Annotated in this window: 14 protein-coding genes and 1 riboswitch; of the genes, 6 read left to right on the plus strand and 8 right to left on the minus strand. The window is 50.0% G+C overall.

Features of this window, described 5'->3' with window-relative positions; all coding sequences use genetic code 11:
* Positions 1 to 63 precede the first annotated feature (63 nt).
* Both VIR50_RS11885 and VIR50_RS11890 read left to right on the plus strand, forming a co-directional pair.
* Entirely contained in the window at positions 64 to 276 is a 213-nt protein-coding gene (locus tag VIR50_RS11885; RefSeq protein WP_331935326.1) for a hypothetical protein, read from the plus strand.
* 84 nt (positions 277 to 360) lie between these two features.
* The gene (locus tag VIR50_RS11890; protein ID WP_331935327.1) at positions 361 to 648 is read left to right on the plus strand and encodes an outer membrane beta-barrel protein; all 288 of its coding nucleotides are present in this window, start codon (positions 361 to 363) and stop codon (positions 646 to 648) included.
* 254 nt (positions 649 to 902) lie between these two features.
* Here VIR50_RS11890 and VIR50_RS11895 read toward each other — a convergent pair whose 3' ends face one another.
* The 8 genes from VIR50_RS11895 to VIR50_RS11930 form a co-directional block, all read right to left on the minus strand.
* Positions 903 to 2,339 (minus strand): amidophosphoribosyltransferase, encoded by a 1,437-nt coding sequence (locus VIR50_RS11895; protein WP_331935328.1) that lies wholly within the window; start codon positions 2,337 to 2,339, stop codon positions 903 to 905.
* A 79-nt stretch (positions 2,340 to 2,418) separates the two neighbouring features.
* Positions 2,419 to 3,897 (minus strand): alkaline phosphatase family protein, encoded by a 1,479-nt coding sequence (locus tag VIR50_RS11900; RefSeq protein WP_331935329.1) that lies wholly within the window; start codon positions 3,895 to 3,897, stop codon positions 2,419 to 2,421.
* Positions 3,898 to 3,914: 17 nt separating this feature from the next.
* Positions 3,915 to 4,379 (minus strand): MaoC family dehydratase, encoded by a 465-nt coding sequence (locus tag VIR50_RS11905; RefSeq protein WP_331935330.1) that lies wholly within the window; start codon positions 4,377 to 4,379, stop codon positions 3,915 to 3,917.
* Between the two features lie 100 nt (positions 4,380 to 4,479).
* Complete coding sequence (locus VIR50_RS11910; RefSeq protein ID WP_331935331.1) at positions 4,480 to 5,310, minus strand: zinc ribbon domain-containing protein; 831 nt, start codon at positions 5,308 to 5,310, stop codon at positions 4,480 to 4,482.
* 60 nt (positions 5,311 to 5,370) lie between these two features.
* The gene (locus VIR50_RS11915; protein WP_331935332.1) at positions 5,371 to 6,183 is read right to left on the minus strand and encodes a Nif3-like dinuclear metal center hexameric protein; all 813 of its coding nucleotides are present in this window, start codon (positions 6,181 to 6,183) and stop codon (positions 5,371 to 5,373) included.
* Positions 6,184 to 6,300: 117 nt separating this feature from the next.
* Positions 6,301 to 7,149 (minus strand): DNA/RNA non-specific endonuclease, encoded by an 849-nt coding sequence (locus VIR50_RS11920; protein ID WP_331935333.1) that lies wholly within the window; start codon positions 7,147 to 7,149, stop codon positions 6,301 to 6,303.
* Entirely contained in the window at positions 7,149 to 7,910 is a 762-nt protein-coding gene (locus VIR50_RS11925) for an ABC transporter permease (RefSeq protein WP_331935334.1), read from the minus strand. Before VIR50_RS11925 ends, VIR50_RS11920 begins: the two co-directional genes overlap by 1 nt.
* A gap of 3 nt (positions 7,911 to 7,913) precedes the next feature.
* On the minus strand, positions 7,914 to 8,555 hold the full coding sequence (locus VIR50_RS11930; RefSeq protein WP_331935335.1) for an ABC transporter ATP-binding protein: 642 nt from the start codon (positions 8,553 to 8,555) through the stop codon (positions 7,914 to 7,916).
* Positions 8,556 to 9,368: 813 nt separating this feature from the next.
* Here VIR50_RS11930 and VIR50_RS11935 point away from each other — a divergent pair.
* From VIR50_RS11935 to VIR50_RS11950, 4 genes are all read left to right on the plus strand, one after another.
* Positions 9,369 to 10,448 carry an agmatine deiminase family protein gene (locus VIR50_RS11935; RefSeq protein WP_331935336.1) on the plus strand — a complete coding sequence of 360 codons (1,080 nt, stop codon included), beginning with the start codon at positions 9,369 to 9,371 and terminating at the stop codon, positions 10,446 to 10,448.
* A gap of 113 nt (positions 10,449 to 10,561) precedes the next feature.
* On the plus strand, positions 10,562 to 11,446 hold the full coding sequence (locus VIR50_RS11940; protein WP_331935337.1) for a carbon-nitrogen hydrolase: 885 nt from the start codon (positions 10,562 to 10,564) through the stop codon (positions 11,444 to 11,446).
* A gap of 127 nt (positions 11,447 to 11,573) precedes the next feature.
* Positions 11,574 to 13,475: a molecular chaperone DnaK gene (gene dnaK, locus VIR50_RS11945; RefSeq protein ID WP_331935338.1), complete on the plus strand. Its 1,902-nt coding sequence runs from the start codon at positions 11,574 to 11,576 to the stop codon at positions 13,473 to 13,475.
* 156 nt (positions 13,476 to 13,631) lie between these two features.
* Positions 13,632 to 13,739, plus strand: a riboswitch (SAM-I-IV-variant riboswitch).
* A gap of 432 nt (positions 13,740 to 14,171) precedes the next feature.
* A partial coding sequence (locus VIR50_RS11950) for a helix-turn-helix domain-containing protein (protein WP_300949045.1) occupies positions 14,172 to 14,298 on the plus strand: 127 nt, incomplete at its 3' end.

Genomic DNA, 14,298 nt, shown 5'->3' on the forward strand with positions numbered 1-14,298 from the left:
CTTATTTCCCAACCGTCGTGCAAGGCCATGGCCAAAGCAGCCCTTTGAGCGTGTGAAAAGCCCATGATGACAAGTCCGAAGCAGCCCTTTGACGCCCTCAAAGGGCTGCTTCCATATAGGGCAAAGACCACAATGATATTCACATCGGGCCACGGCCATGCCCTAAATGCACGCAACCACCTGATTCACAACGCTTTTCTTACATCTCAAGCACCCCATTTCCACACTCCACCCTGCTGCCTCCCATCCACCCTCGAGGGACCCATCACCCGATAAGAGACAGCTATTTTTTATCCGAAATATTATTTTTTTCATTGTTTTGCTTAGTTTTTTCCATCGCTGAACGGTATAGGGATATATATGAAATCAAACAAAGCATACTTCGTAAAGGTGCGTGCGTCGGCCGGTCTCGACCTTTCTCTATCCCATTACTTCTTTCACAAGGCGCTGTTGCTCAATGTCTATGCCAACGACGTGCTCAAAACACGGCGCAGCGCATGGACCCAATATGGTCAGCAGGTAGTAAATACAAAGGATTGTTACGAGTTTACACGCAGCATAGGCCTCTCGCTCACCTACAATTTCAATGCTTCGCGTAGTCAATACCGTGGCAAGGGCGCAGGCAACGCGGAGAAACGACGCCTCTGAAACAGCTTGTTCTTTCTCATTGAGCGCCCCTTTTATTCTTCTTTAAAGCCCTTTCAATCTCATTGAACTGCACTCTTATTCTTCTTAAAACATCCCTCTTACCCTCCTGAAAACACAAAACCACCGGCAACCCTACCCATGATGGGCAACGGTTACCGGTGGTTTACATATATAATAAGGTGTTATTGCTGCTTCATATCAGCCCATCAGCTGTTTCTTGGCAGGTCATTGCCCAATGCGAAAGGCTTGTAGCGCTACTCCGCGGCTTGTTCTTCCTGCGGCGCACGATAGTAACTGCTACCGTCGAAGCAGTGGGTACAAACCTTGCACTTGGGCAGTCCGATACTCTCAATCAGCGTTTCAACCTTGTTGAATTTCAATGTCGTGAGGTCCAATCGGCGGGCTATCTCGTCCACCATGCGCTTGTATTCGGGGCTGTCGGTCGTAGCGTACTCCTTCAATTTCATATCCTCATTTCCCTCAAAATCCTTGATGACACGGCGGGTGATAAGCTCCAAATTGCTTTTTGAAGCGGTAAAGCCGATGAACGGACAGCCATAGACCAAGGGGGGACACGATATGCGGGCATGCACTTCCTTGGCACCATACTCAAAGAAGGTGCGCACGTTGTCACGCAACTGCGTTCCCCGCACGATGGAGTCGTCACAAAACACCACCCGCTGGCCATCGAGCACGGCCTTGTTGGGTATGAGTTTCATCTTGGCCACGAGCTTACGGCGACTTTGGTTGCCCGGTGTGAAACTGCGAGGCCATGTCGGTGTATATTTCAACACTGCCCGTTTATAGGGTATGCCATGACCTTCGGCATAACCAATCGCCATTCCCACACCCGAATCGGGTATGCCACAGACGAGATCGGCTTCGGTTTTATCCTCCCGACCCATCATGGCGCCATTGCGTTCACGCACGGCTTCAGCGTTGATTCCCTCGTAATCGCTGGCCGGAAATCCGTAATACACCCATAGGAAGGAGCATATCTGCTCGTGGGAATAGGGCTCTTGCAGCACTTCCATCCCATCGGCACGGAGGCGGACGATTTCTCCCGGCGCCACGTCGCGCACGATTTCAAAGTCAAGATTGGGATAAGCAGCCGACTCACTCGTAGCGGCCCACGCTCCTTCTCGCCTTCCTATGACAATAGGAGTACGCCCCAGCAGGTCACGAGCTGCGATAATGCCGTCTTCTGTCAGGATAAGCATGGAGCAAGAGCCCTCTATCGTCTTGTAAACATGGTTGATTCCTTCAATAAAAGTGTTGCCCTTATTAATCAGCAGGGCCACAAGCTCCGTCTGATTAATGTTATTTGCCGACATTTCACTGAAGTGAATATGTTGCGACATCATCTCTTCGGAGATCTGACGCATGTTGTTGATCTTGGCAACTGTCACTACCGCGTAGCGTCCTAAGTGCGAATTGATGATGATAGGCTGTGGGTCGGTATCGCTGATGACGCCCATTCCTGAGTTACCACAGAAGTTATCAAGCTCATCTTCAAACTTACTGCGAAAATAATCACGCTCCAAACTATGAATGCTACGGCTGAAACCACGTTCTTTGTCGTAAACTACCATACCGGCACGCTTGGTCCCTAAATGTGAATTATAGTCCGTTCCATAAAACACATCGTTAACACAATCCTTAACGGATATTGTTCCAAAAAAACCTCCCATTGGTTGTTCTACTTTATAATATCAAGTAAATGAAAAAATGTGGACGCACTCTTACCGCGTCCACATTCCATGTTGTTCTTTATCTTATTTGCTTTGCGTCTCCCACGCACGCGTTGGGCATTTGGATATGCAGCATTGCGCAGATGGTGGGCGCAATGTCTACGATACGTGTGGGCTCAACGGTGCTGCCCTTCTTTACGTTCCATCCGTAGAGAACGAATGGAATATGAGCGTCGTAAGGGTTCCATTGGCTATGGCCGGTACCCTTATAATCGGGGCTGTTAGTGGCCTCGAGCCAGCCCGGGGCCGTGATGATGGTCAGGTCACCGCTACGCTTCACGTTCCATCCATTGATGATACGCTCCTTTATGGGCTGTGGTATGGCCTGATTGGCAAGCCGGGCATGGTCGGCCACATACATCACCTCGGGACGTTTCATCAACCATGCGGCAGCCTCATCTTTCACACGTTGCAGGTCGAGACCGGCTTCGGCGACTCCTTTCCGATTGATATACACACGGAAAGAGTTGGCACCCGTCACCAATTTGGCTTGCGTTCCAAAGGTTTGTTGCAGGTGAGCGTTCAGTTCCTTGCCACCAATCGTCCATCCCTCAAAGCCTCCGGCGGGGATACGATGTCGCTTCATGAAATTGGGATTATGGGCTCCTCCGTGGTCAGCCGTGAGGAAAAGAAGGTAATTATCCTTACCTATCTTCGAGTCAAGCACCTTAAAGAACGCCGCCAAATCCTTATCCAACTGCATGTAAGCGCTACTGATTTCCTTTCCGCGGGTGCTGTACGCATGTCCGATAGCGTCGGTCGAGGATATACTTACGGCCAAGAAATCGGTCACATCGTCCTTTCCCATCTGCTCATTCTCCAAGGCTTCCTCCGCCAATTTGAAGGTTAGGGTTATTCCTAAGTCCATCATCTTCACGTCGGTACCGGGCTTCTGCTGGTATTTCTTGTTGAAAGCAGCCACCCACTCGGGCAGTTCGTTGCGGTAGAAAGTGCTCGTTACGAATCTCCCCGCTTTGGTATCCCACCAATAAGCGCCATCAGCGCTATGGCCGGCAGGCAGAATCGCGGCCCTATCTTTCAAGGCCACACCCACTACTTTTGACTTAAAATCAGTGGCGATATGCAATTCGTCACCGATTGTTGACGCCAAGAGATTACGCGGCGACATCTGTCCCGCACTCGTATTGCTGCCCACGCTCTTCACGGAAGGGTCACCAACACAGTATTTAGGCTCATCGTTCTCGAAGAAATTATTGCCGGCAATACCCATCAAAGCGGGCACTGAACCCGTGTAAATACTTGCATGACCAATCGCGGTAACCGTTGGAACATAGTTGATCATGGTGTTTTCAAAGCTATATCCTTGGTCAACGAGCCGCCGCAGGCCATCTTCTCCGAACTGATCATAGTAATAGTAGAGGTAATCCCAGCGCATCTGATCGACCACAAGGCCCACCACGAGCTTAGGACGGTTGACCTGCGCCACTGCCGTTAAGGCACCGGCTACCAGCAATAGGAATGCAAATAATTTCTTCATGACAGCAAACTGATTCGTTATTCAAAGTAATATAAGAAGGTGGCAATGCCTTCCAAGGCCGGCTTACGGTCGCCTTCAATCTCTATTTTAAACTTAATGCTGGTCTTACAGATACCCCGCAAGTTCTCAATTCCGTCAAGCGACGCGACAAGACGCACACGGCTACCCGTCAATACCGGCTTACCGAAACGCATTTTATCCATCCCGTAGTTGACCATCATCTTCAAGTTGTTCACCTCTATAATCTGTCCCCACATGTAAGGGAGCAGCGACAGCGTGAGATAACCGTGCGCTATGGTGCTCTTATAGGGACTTTCAACCTTCGCACGCTCCACATCTACATGAATCCACTGGTGATCCAAGGTGGCGTCAGCAAACTGATTGATGCGCTCTTGTGACACTTCGAGCCACTCGGACACGCCCAACTCCTTACCCAAATAAGTAGCAAACTCGTCGTATGAATTGATGATAAGCTTTTCCATTATCGTTTTTCGTTATGTTGATTGATATATTTATTTAAATGAAAAGTAGAAAACAAAAACGAGGAGCTGCTGCACACGAACCCCTCGCTTTTACTTTTTGTTACGCTTCTTCTGCGTCCTCATCCTTCTTTTTACGGATGGTACGCTTGCGCTTTGGCTTTTCTTCCGCAGCCTGAGCTGACTTAACGCCGGCCAGTTCCGGGTCAATCATGATGCGACCGCAGTATTCACACACGATAATCTTCTTGTGCATCTTGATGTCGAGCTGACGCTGAGGCGGTATTTTGTTGAAACATCCACCGCAAGCGTCACGCTGTACATAGACGATACCCAAGCCGTTGCGGGCATTTTTGCGGATACGACGGAAGCTGGTAAGCAGGCGTGGCTCTATCTTTAGCTCCAATTCCTTGGCCTTTTCCTTCAAACGTTCTTCCTCCTCACGGGTTTCCTGCATGATTTCTTCCAGCTCACTCTTCTTCTGATCGAGGTCTCCTTGGCGGTCATCGATTTGTGCTTGCGCGTTCTGAAGGTCCTCCTGACGCTCGCTTACCTTAACTTGCGCCTCACGAATCTTCTTATTGCAGAGTTCAATCTCAAGCTCTTGGAACTCGATTTCCTTGGTCAGCGTGTCATACTCACGGTTGTTCTTAACGTCATTGAGCTGCTTCTTGTAGCGTTCTACGCTGGCTTGCGCGTCAGCTATCTCACCTTTCTTCTGTACAATCGCACTTTGGAACTCATGGATTTCGTTCTCTATCTTCTCCATACGGGTGTGAAGACCGGCTATTTCGTCCTCCAAGTCTTGTACTTCGAGGGGCAACTCACCACGGAGCGCACGCTTTTCATCAATGCCACTAAGGGTAGTTTGCAGTTGATAGAGCGTCTTCAACTTCTCTTCAACCGACAAATCTGTAGGATCTTTCTTTGCCATTTTGATTCTATTTATGTTATTAATAATTCTATTGGATTGCTTTCAGTCCGCCAACAAGTGCTATAAATAAATGATAGGATTGGTGTTTATCTCCGTCAGATGACAAGGCACACCCGGGCAGGCTGCCTCTATGACGGAGCGAAAGACCTCCGACGTGAACTGCTCACTCTGGTAATGACCAATCACACATATCTGCAATTGCTGGTCGTGACCAAAGAAATCATGGTAGTGCATCTCACCCGTCACGAAAGCATCGGCCCCGGCTTTGACAGCGTCGGGCAAGAGGAAAGCGCCCGAACCGCCACAAATGGCCACCTTATTAATAGGTCTGCGCAGCAATTGGTTGCACTGTACGCACTCCACATCGAAGCGTTTACGCAACAACAACACGAAATCGTCAGCTGCCAACGGCTCCTCAAAACGGCCTATGACGCCCGACGCATAGTCGATATGCCGAGGCTGACCCTCCAACGTGTCATCATAGGAACGCTTCTCACCGAAAAACGCCACATCACGAAGCCCCATCTTATCGGCGATACGGAAGTTGACACCGCCCGGGGCGTTATCCATATTGGTGTGCATCGACACGATGCAGATGTCATTCTTTATCGCTTTCCACACCGTGCGCTGCACTTCATCATCATTACTGATTCGGCTCAACTTACGGAAGATGAGCGGATGATGGGACACAATGAGGTTACAATGCTTGTCAATGGCCTCATCGACGATGGCTTCGGTCACGTCAAGACACAATAAAGCCCCTGAGACTTCCGCCTCTGTCAATCCAACTTGCAGGCCGGCATTGTCGAAACCTTCCTGTAAGGGCAGAGGCGCGAATCGTTCAAGGGCTGATAACACTTGTAATATTTTCACGCTAAAAGCATTTTAAAAGGGAATACCGGACCACGAAACGGGCCTTTTCCCTAATATAGTGCAAAGGTAATGATTTATAATGAGATATGGAATCAGGGAAAAATCCCTTAACTTTTTTTACCAATCTTCCATGTCTTGCCGCGACTCCACCTGATGTTCCAAGTCGTCGGGCAGGCCGGGGAAGAAGTCAAAGCCCGTGATACGCTCTATCTGGTCCACGGAATTGACATAATCGCCCTTGGGCCTATTGCCGGCCTCATTGCGATAAACGAAACCTATCGCCTTAGCTTTGCCACGCAAACAGAGCACCACTTTGAAGAAAGCCTCGGGCACCGTGACCTTCGCCCGCCCAATAGTCTTGTGCCGTTTGTTGAACAAGATAGGGCCGGCAACGATGTAAATGTCGCCATATTGCTTGGCCCAATTGCGACATTGCAGTTCCATTTCGTTCCAATCGCCGGCATTGAGCTGGTGGTTTTGCGGACAAATATTGGTCAGCAGGAATGATTCCTCTTGCGCACGGCGGCTCCATTTGTTGTCACCCGATGGGCACATGTGGCCCCGATCATAGCCCGAGCGAGCGTAATCAAAGGTATTCACGGCCGGTCCCTCGGCCTCGTGATCGGTCTGAAAGGCAATGTCGCCCCGCTTGAAAGTGCCCGATGTGTGCTCGGCTGTCAGGCGCCACATCACCCAATTGGGAATACGGGTCGATGAGTTATAGGAAACGGTGTAACCCTCACGGCGCAACAACTGCGACGGAACGTCTTTCGACAAGATAACGGGCCACAAAGAATCCATCGCCACGGGCTTTTCCGCCGTTTCCTCAACGGCGGGTCTTTCCCCGGCAGCAGGCATGCGGCTGACGCCCGGCATTAAAGGACGATGGTTGCGAGCCGAAGGCAGATTGCAAGCGGATAAGCTCAAAAGCAATCCCAACGGCAAAAGAAGAAAGTTATATTTCATTATTTTAATTGTCCGTAAGCGTCAAAAGCGTACTTGCGGGCCACCCATACCGTCAGCAAGAGTGAGCAACAAGCCGCCGCAAACGACGTAATCAGTAAAAGAATCTCGAACTCGGCCGCCATAACCGGGTCGACTCCACCGGCTATCAGCGCCCACATGGCCACCGGCGACACATAAACCACGGCCATACCCATCTGCTTTAAATAGGTCGCCATGACCCTTTGCAAGGCCCGCCGCAGGAAATAAGCCACCGACTCGGCAGGAGTGGCGCCATTGGCACGCAGATAATCGTAGAGCTTTCCATGATGACGAAGCCCCGAATAATAAGTGTGGAGCGCCTGAGCACCGGCCGGAACCATGCCACCTATCAACATTCCGATGACCGGAAGGAAGAAACGGGCCTCCAAGGGGTTCTTCAGTCCCAGCACCAAAAGCAAAAAATAGAGACCGAAAAATAAGGACGAAAGCAGCACTCCCGCCACGACGGGCAGGTAAAAGCGCCACGACCCCATACGGGCATGGTACACCGTAGACGCCGAAGCCAGCACTACCATCAACAGAAAGCCCAGCACGCTGATGACGGGATTGCTCCACAGAAGCAGTAACTTCATCACGCCGCCCAAGCCACCTACGAAGAGTATCATCTTGCCCAGCGCCTTATAGAGTTTGGTTTCAAAGGTTATGCCGAAGCGATAGACCACAAACAAAGGCACCGCCAACAGCAAGATACCAAAAAATATGCCTAAAACAGCTATTTCCATGTGTTATAAATTGGTTTGTAAAGGGGTGGAAGCGTCCATCCGAATAAGATAATTACAAAGCGAGGACAAGGCTTCCTCATTACTCACAAGCACCACTGCCTGCCCGTTTTGCTTCATTCGCGCCAGCAGTTCGGCCACCTTCGGAGTGGCCACCGAGCCGATATGGTCGACCAGCACATAAGGTTTCTTGAGCAGCAGGGCCACGACCAGCATTATCAGTTGCAAGTCATGATAGGCCACCTCGCCCATCGAAGCGCCCAATAACGACGGTTCCAGCCCCAATAGCTTCAACTCGTGCACCACCATTTTCAGGCTGACATCGCTTTGCCGGTTCACTTTCAGATCGAGCAACTCGTCAAGCCACTCTTCCACCGTGGGATAGAGCGGCTCCAACTCCTGCGGAACATAAGCCATGTGGCGGCGAAAATACGGCGCGGAAAGGGGCGTCAGCAGGTCGCCATCCATGCTTACGAAGCCGCTATCGAGCGGTTGCAGTCCCATGAGAACCCGCAACAGCATTGTTTTTCCCGACCCGCTGTGGCCCGATAGGCACACGGCCTCACCACCCTCCACGGCAAACGATTGACTGCCGGAGAGTATCTGTCGGCCCGACAGAGTCAGTATGGGATCTTTTATTTCAAGCATTCCGTTTCTATTTTTCTAATGCCGCGATAGCGCAAACGAAGACAATAAAAGCTCGTTCTTAAATTGTCGAGCGCCGCCTATCTTATGCAAAGATAGTGCAAACGAAGACAATAAGAGCTCGTTCTTAAATTGTTGAATGCAGCCTATCTTATGCAAAGATAGGCAAAAGTAAGTTTTCGGCAATGCTTTCGCTCACAAATTATGAGCAACAGTCCATATTCCGCCACTCGCCCAGCCCATTACGGCCTATGGTCCGAACAGATTTTGACCGCTTTTTTGTAAAGAAAGCACAGCGTTTTTTAACACTCCCATATCACCACACTCAGCTTCTCGAAAGGCTCAAAAGCAATGATTTAACAACCGAACATGACCTTTTGCTGCTTCATAAGATAGCTTCAGCCACGCCATAAGGCAGCTATGACCTCATCAAAACGCAATTCTCATAGCAGAAAAAGCCTACAAAAAACGCGAAAAGACAAGGTTTTCAGGCCTCAAAATGCGTCACTGCAAATCATCAATCAAGCAACCCTTTGATTTACAAATAGATACAAAATACCATAAGAATCGTATTTTCACAACCAATAAATTTATTTCTTACAAAATTAAAAGCATTCGGCTACCTTGTGTAAAATATTCGGAAGTTTTTTAACACTTCGACTCCCATGCCTCTACCCCGTCCATCCTACGCTTCGCCATACTCCTCAAGCCGTCTGAAAAGGACCGCCATGACGTAAAACTTCTAAAAAAATGCGGATATGACGGCGATTCTTTGTAAATTCGCACGATAAAAAGTTACACATTATTTTATAAGCAATGAGTCATCCCAACTTTACCCCCGGCGATTTCGTTCTCCCTGCCGAATGGGAGCCGCAGAGCGGTATTCAACTGACATGGCCCCACGCCGACACTGACTGGAAGCCTTATTTGGACGACATTACGGCCACTTTCATTGAAATGACCCGTACCATCGCCCGCTATGAACCCGTGCTCATCGTAACGCCGCAGCCCCACATCGTGGCCGAGACGTTGCGCAGTCACATCGACGAAGCGGCGCTGCGCAATGTCAGGTTTTACGCCATGGAAACCAACGACACGTGGGCCCGCGACCATGGAGCCATCACCCTGACGGCTCGGAAGGCAATGGACAGAGAAGCGCCGGCCCACCGACTGCTCGACTTTAAGTTCAATGGATGGGGCGAAAAGTTTGCTTGGGAGAAAGACAATCGCATAACCGGGCAGCTCAATGCCCAAGGCGTATTTGCCGGAACAGTGGAAAGCCACGACGACTTGGTGCTGGAGGGCGGATCGATAGAGAGCGATGGACGGGGAACCGTGTTCACCACGTCGCAATGTTTGCTGGCTCCGCATCGCAATCAGCCGCTCTCCCAAGCGCAGATTGAGGAGCAATTGCGCCGTAGGCTCCATGCGGAGCGCATTGTATGGCTCGACCATGGAAACCTCATCGGTGACGACACGGATGGCCATATCGACACGATCGTTCGTTTGGCACCCGACGACACCTTATTATATATAGGCTGCGACGACATGAATGATGAGCAGTTTGAGGATTTCAACGCCTTGGAGCAACAACTCAAACAGCTAAAGACCGCTGACGGACGCCCCTATCGGCTGCTTCGATTGCCCATGCCCACGGCCATCTACGACGATGGCGAACGATTGCCGGCTACCTATGCCAACTTCGTTATCATGAATGGGGCGGTAATGGTGCCTACTTATGAGCAGCCCGAAAAGGACCAAGAGGCCCTCCGAACCATAGGATTGGCCTTCCCCGGACGCGACATCATTGGCGTAGACTCACGCACGGTCATCCGTCAACATGGGTCGCTCCACTGCCTGACGATGCAATTTCCCGAAGGAGCATTGGCCTTGTAGCCTCAACGCAAGGCTGTAACCGACCTATCGGTCTACCCTTGCGACAGCTCCCACGCCATCATCCCATCAACTCACCACCCCACTCATTCACCCCCACATCAACCCATCAACGTATGAAAGAATTGAAAATTGGATTTCTCCAACAGCACAACGTGGCCGACCAACAAGACAACATGGTTCGTCTGGCCGAAGGTATAGCCGACCTCGCACAGCGTGGCGCGCAACTCATCGTATTGCAGGAACTGCACAACTCGCTCTATTTCTGCCAAACAGAGGATGTCAATGTCTTTGATTTAGCCGAACCGATACCGGGGCCTTCCACCCAATTCTTCGGCGAACTGGCCAAGACCTATCATGTGGTTATCGTGACCTCGTTGTTTGAACGTCGAGCACCGGGCCTTTATCACAACACGGCCGTGGTAATAGAAGCCGACGGAAGCATTGCCGGAAAGTATCGCAAGATGCACATTCCCGATGATCCGGCCTATTACGAGAAGTTCTATTTCACGCCCGGCGACTTGGGATTCCACCCTATCGACACCAGCGTGGGCCGGTTGGGCGTGCTCGTTTGCTGGGACCAATGGTATCCCGAAGCAGCCCGCCTCATGGCGCTGCAAGGCGCCGAAATGCTCATCTATCCCACCGCCATAGGCTATGCACTGAGCGACTCGAAAGAAGAGCAGGAGCGACAGCGTGAGGCTTGGACCACCGTACAGCGTGGGCATGCCGTTGCCAATGGGCTTCCCGTCATATCGGTAAACCGTGTAGGCTTTGAACCCGACCCCAGTGGGCAGACCGAAGGCATACAGTTTTGGGGCAGCAGCTTCGTCGCCGGGCCGCAAGGAGAGCTGCACTATAGGGCCGGCAACGATGAGGAAGAGAGTATCATCGTCAACATTGACCTCGACCACAGTGAGCAAGTAAGACGCTGGTGGCCCTTCCTGCGCGACCGAAGGATTGACAAATACGACAGCATATTGAAACGATACGACGATTAGTCATGTCAACTTGTCATACCCTATGCCCATGGTTTTTCCTTGGCATGGGGTTTGTTATTTTTGGAGTGTCGCCCGCCAAGGCGGCACTTTATATTGAATAACAAGAAAAAATAAAATATATACAATTATGGGAAAGATTATTGGAATCGACTTAGGTACTACTAACAGTTGCGTATCTGTATTTGAAGGCAACGAGCCTGTAGTAATAGCAAACAGTGAAGGCAAGCGTACGACTCCTTCAGTGATTGGCTTTGTTAAAGACGGAGAGCGTAAAGTGGGCGATCCTGCCAAGCGTCAGGCTATCACAAACCCGCAGAACACCGTTTATTCTATCAAGCGCTTCATGGGTGAGACCTATGAGCAGAGCCGCAAAGAGGCTGAGACCATGCCTTACACGGTTGTGAACGAAGCCGGTTATCCTCGTGTGGAAATAGAAGGACGCAAGTACACTCCGCAGGAAATTTCGGCCATGGTACTTCAGAAGATGAAGAAAACTGCCGAGGATTATTTGGGTCAGGAAGTGACCGACGCCGTCATTACGGTTCCCGCTTACTTCTCTGACTCACAGCGTCAGGCCACAAAGGAGGCCGGTCAAATCGCCGGACTTAACGTGCAGCGTATCGTGAATGAGCCTACAGCCGCAGCCCTCGCCTATGGTGTGGATAAAGCAAATAAGGATATGAAAATCGCCGTGTTCGACCTTGGTGGTGGTACATTCGACATTTCCATCCTCGAGTTTGGCGGTGGCGTATTCGAGGTTCTCTCAACCAATGGTGACACTCACCTCGGTGGTGACGACTTCGATCAGGTTATCATTAAGTGGCTCGCTGACGGTTTCAAGGCCGATGAGGGCATTGATTTGACCAAGGATCCCATGGCCATGCAGCGCTTGAAAGAGGCTGCCGAGAAAGCTAAGATCGAGTTGTCAAGCTCTACTTCTACCGAAATCAACCTGCCTTATATCAGTGCGGAAGGCGGTGTGCCCAAGCACCTTGTAAAGACTTTGACCCGCGCTCAGTTTGAACAGTTGGCCCATGAGTTGATTCAGGCTTGCTTGGTTCCTTGCCAGAACGCTATCCGCGACGCCAAACTCTCGACTTCAGACATTGATGAGGTTATCCTCGTAGGTGGTTCCAGCCGTATTCCTGCTGTTCAGACATTGGTTAAGAATTACTTCGGCAAAGAGCCTTCAAAGGGTGTTAACCCCGACGAAGTGGTAGCCGTAGGTGCTGCTATCCAAGGTGCCATCCTCAACAAGGAAAGCGGTGTGGGTGACATTGTGTTGCTCGACGTGACACCATTGACCCTCGGTATCGAGACAATGGGTGGCGTAATGACCAAGCTTATCGAAGCCAACACCACGATACCCTGCAAGAAGAGCGAGACCTTCTCTACCGCGGTAGACAATCAGACGGCCGTGACCATCCACGTACTCCAAGGCGAACGCCCCATGGCAGCACAGAACAAGAGTATCGGTCAGTTCAATTTGGAAGGCATAGCTCCGGCTCGCCGTGGCGTACCACAGATTGAAGTAACATTCGACATCGACGCCAATGGTATTCTGAATGTAAGTGCCAAGGACAAGGCTACCGGCAAGGAACAGAAGATTCGCATAGAAGCCTCATCCGGTTTGAGCCAAGAGGAGATCGATCGCATGAAGGCAGAAGCTGAGCAAAACGCCGCAGCCGACAAGGCAGAGCGTGAAAAGATTGACAAGCTCAATCAGGCTGACTCCATGATTTTCACCACAGAGAACTTCCTGAAGGATAACGGCGACAAGATTCCGGCTGACCAAAAGCCCGGTATCGAGAGTGCCCTCCAGCAGCTCAAGGACGCCCACAAGGCTGCCGACGTCGCTGCCATCGACACTGCCATCAACAACCTCAACACCGTAATGCAGGCAGCATCGCAGCAGATGTATCAGGGTGCAGGTCAGGCAGGTTCTCAGCCGGGCGCAGATGCAGGTCAGCAGGAGCAGCCTAAGCAGGACGACACCATTCAGGACGCAGATTTTGAGGAAGTGAAGTAAATAAATATTGATAATGAAAAAGTCTCGGTAGCCTTTACAAGGTTTACCGAGACTTTTTCATTTAACCAACACCCGACCCTTTTTCTTGAAGGATAAAGATAAAATAAGTCATGGAGCAGCATGTTATTTTATAGATATTTTTTCATACCTTTGCAAGCATAACATCAAGAGTCGTCTCATTTAGACGCACCAACCGAGCAAATCATGAAGATAGCCACGGTGGTAAGAAGATGTGTAAGTTTAACTTAAAAATGTATCTTTATGAAGATCAAAACCATTTTTTCTAAGTCAACCCTCCGGGGAGAGTATGAAACTGTTAAGTATTATGTCCGTCTGCGCAAACTCACTAATGACGAACTAACTGACATTATTAACAGAGAACGTACCAATCGAGGGTGGTGTAGCCAACGCAGTTACTTCCTTGCAGCACTCAGAAAGGTGTGCACAAAGCGAAGTATCCCCTATTGTTGGTAAGAAGCTCAACAATAATCATTAGGATTGCCAGAGCCTATTCTAAAGATTTAGTCAAGACTTAATTTAAGCATTTGTCTATTGTCAGACGGGTAAATTCTTAAATTAAGTCTTGACTTTTTAAACAAGAGCATCTGATTCTCCGCATTATTTTGAATTAGTCACGACTTAATCTGACAGTTACGCATAAAAAGAATATTTTTGTAACAGAAAACAGATTGAGTTATGACAACATCAGAAAAGGTCATCAAGAACAAACTGGGATTGCTTGAACTCTCCCAACAGTTAGGAAACGTATCACGTGCTTGCAAGATTATGGGCTATAGTCGTGACAGTTTTTATCGTTTTAAAG

Origin of the sequence: Prevotella sp., assembly GCF_036570325.1 — a bacterium.
Lineage (GTDB): Bacteria > Bacteroidota > Bacteroidia > Bacteroidales > Bacteroidaceae > Prevotella.

Bases quoted from the DNA above. Each gene is read 5' to 3' on its own strand.
- VIR50_RS11930 (WP_331935335.1), bottom strand. From the start codon at position 8,555: ATGCTTGAAATAAAAGATCCCATACTGACTCTGTCGGGCCGACAGATA.
- VIR50_RS11940 (WP_331935337.1), top strand. From the start codon at position 10,562: ATGAAAGAATTGAAAATTGGATTTCTCCAACAGCACAACGTGGCCGAC.
- VIR50_RS11895 (WP_331935328.1), bottom strand. From the start codon at position 2,339: ATGGGAGGTTTTTTTGGAACAATATCCGTTAAGGATTGTGTTAACGAT.
- dnaK (WP_331935338.1), top strand. From the start codon at position 11,574: ATGGGAAAGATTATTGGAATCGACTTAGGTACTACTAACAGTTGCGTA.
- VIR50_RS11925 (WP_331935334.1), bottom strand. From the start codon at position 7,910: ATGGAAATAGCTGTTTTAGGCATATTTTTTGGTATCTTGCTGTTGGCG.
- VIR50_RS11910 (WP_331935331.1), bottom strand. From the start codon at position 5,310: ATGGCAAAGAAAGATCCTACAGATTTGTCGGTTGAAGAGAAGTTGAAG.
- VIR50_RS11900 (WP_331935329.1), bottom strand. From the start codon at position 3,897: ATGAAGAAATTATTTGCATTCCTATTGCTGGTAGCCGGTGCCTTAACG.
- VIR50_RS11935 (WP_331935336.1), top strand. From the start codon at position 9,369: ATGAGTCATCCCAACTTTACCCCCGGCGATTTCGTTCTCCCTGCCGAA.
- VIR50_RS11885 (WP_331935326.1), top strand. From the start codon at position 64: ATGATGACAAGTCCGAAGCAGCCCTTTGACGCCCTCAAAGGGCTGCTT.
- VIR50_RS11920 (WP_331935333.1), bottom strand. From the start codon at position 7,149: ATGAAATATAACTTTCTTCTTTTGCCGTTGGGATTGCTTTTGAGCTTA.
- VIR50_RS11905 (WP_331935330.1), bottom strand. From the start codon at position 4,379: ATGGAAAAGCTTATCATCAATTCATACGACGAGTTTGCTACTTATTTG.
- VIR50_RS11890 (WP_331935327.1), top strand. From the start codon at position 361: ATGAAATCAAACAAAGCATACTTCGTAAAGGTGCGTGCGTCGGCCGGT.